General features: G+C 40.5%; 1 pseudogene. It reads right to left on the reverse strand.

The annotated features are described in order from the left end of the window. Window positions 1-431: 431 nt before the first annotated feature. A pseudogene (locus J3U16_RS11925) lies at window positions 432-1,124 on the reverse strand (hypothetical protein); the annotation flags it as partial.

A 1,124-nucleotide genomic window follows, 5' to 3' on the forward strand; every position in this document is an offset into this window, starting at 1 on the left:
TTACAAATCTTTAAAATTAGAGCGATTGATCCTCAAAAATTTTATTTTAGGGCTTTGAATTAGAAATTTAGTAAGTTTGATCATTTAAAACTTTTTAAGTGAAATTTAAAAACCCAAAAATCCCGTTCCTCAACTTTTTTGATGGAAAAATAGAACTACTAAAAAGTGCCACAGTTAAAGCGGAATTATTTACTTGAGGCAACATTGCAGAATTTAAAACCCCAAAAACCCCGCTCCTCAACTTTTTTTGCGATAAAATCGCCTCAAAAATAAACCCGCCGAAGCGGGTAATTCAAACGCCGCTTAGCCGCAAAATCGCTTTTTATGGCTAAACGACGTTGACTCCTTGAGTCAGCTTGCTTTTAATCACCTAATACTATTTTTTATCACCCCCACCCCCGCCCTAAGGATTAAGGACGAAGGAATAAAAACTAAGGATGGGAGCAAAGTCCGTAAGCGTCGTTGTAGTACCAAAGCGTGTCACCGTAGTTTGCGAACACGATCCACTGGGTACTACCAGTCGGGTCACTAGTCCAGTACCAATGGTCGTTGAAGCCAACGCCTGAATAATCAGACATACGACCCCACTCCGTGAAAAAACCTGAACCTATATGACGCATATAATAATTAGCCGGCGAAGAAGGGGTGGCGCCTAAATTATAATAATTTGCGTTGGTTAAATCCTTTACGCGAGGCACTTGATAACCAAAACTATTACACCAAGATAATGTATTAGGATAAGTGTCATACTTAGAACCTCGGTTGACGAACCACTGCTTCAAAGTAAAACCATATCTGACGACTGGAGTACCATTACTATCACGACCGACCAACTCGAATGTCTGAGGCAAAGTAGGTTTAGAAATAGGAATAGGACTGGATGAATTAATCTGGGATTCGGTAGCGTAAGGACCAGTTAAAGTAACACGAACGCTTGTAGCAGTAGAATTAGACATTGTAGCTGTGATACCACCTTGAGAAACAGGAGACCAAGACAATGGCTGACTACTACCACTAATGAGTAAATCAAAGTACAGTTTGTTAGCACCAGTAGTAGGAAAGTTTCTACCGTAAAGTGACGGGTCTGTTTCTTGAGTGAGAAAACCCTTAGCAGGGTCCCACAT

This window comes from Gilliamella sp. B3023, assembly GCF_026536845.1.
Taxonomy (GTDB): domain Bacteria; phylum Pseudomonadota; class Gammaproteobacteria; order Enterobacterales; family Orbaceae; genus Gilliamella; species Gilliamella apicola_E.